The organism is Dietzia sp. HMSC21D01 (assembly GCF_001815995.1).
Classification (GTDB): Bacteria; Actinomycetota; Actinomycetes; order Mycobacteriales; family Mycobacteriaceae; genus Dietzia; species Dietzia cinnamea.
In genome coordinates this window covers 1-669 of the sequence record NZ_KV823753.1, presented here as the reverse complement: position 1 = coordinate 669, position 669 = coordinate 1, and the positions used below count along the sequence as shown (strand labels likewise).

The following is a 669-nucleotide window of genomic DNA, read 5'->3' as shown; positions in this document are numbered from 1 at the left end:
CCCCCGCGGTGGGCGCCGGTGCCGTGCTCGTCGGGCTCCTCGTGCTCACCGCGGCCCCGCGGATCGCCGTCTGGGCCGCCCGCATCCCCATCCCGCCGGTGCCCGCCCCGGGCGAGGACGTCGAGGCCGGCGACCTCGAGGACATCGACCACGACGTGCGCGGTAGGGCCCGCGGCCCCCTGCCCACGCCGGGCGTGTTGCGGCACCGGTTCCTCACCTCGCGGTCCTGGCTCACCGGCCTGTTGGCCGCGGCCGGCGCGGTCTGCACCGCCGGGTCGCTGACGTCCCTGACCGGCGACGGCGACACCACCCGCTGGTCGGCTCCGCTGGCGCTGGTCCTCATCGTGGTGCTGGTGCTGCGCGGGCTGGGCTACGCCGACCGGGTCCACACCGCCGTGCTGCTCATCTCGGCGCTCGTGCTGACCGCCGGTGTACTGGTGGGCGCGGGCCTGACCGTCGACTCGCCGGTGGGGGTCGTCGTCCCGGCCGCGGTGGCCGTCGCCGCGGCGGTCATCGTGGCCGCGTCGGTCCTCCCGCACGTCGACCTCTCCCCCGGGGCGCTCCGGGCCGTGGGCGTGGTCGAGGCCGTCGCCCTCTGCGCGATCGTCCCCCTCGCGGTGGGTGCCATGGAGGTCTACTCCCTCGTCCGCCAGCGATGACCGACCCGGG

1 protein-coding gene is annotated in these 669 nt (G+C 77.1%); it reads left to right on the top strand.

Annotated features, from left to right (window positions below):
• A partial coding sequence (gene eccD / locus HMPREF3086_RS03170) for a type VII secretion integral membrane protein EccD (protein WP_070720146.1) occupies nt 1-659 on the top strand: 659 nt, incomplete at its 5' end.
• Nucleotides 660-669 lie beyond the last annotated feature (10 nt).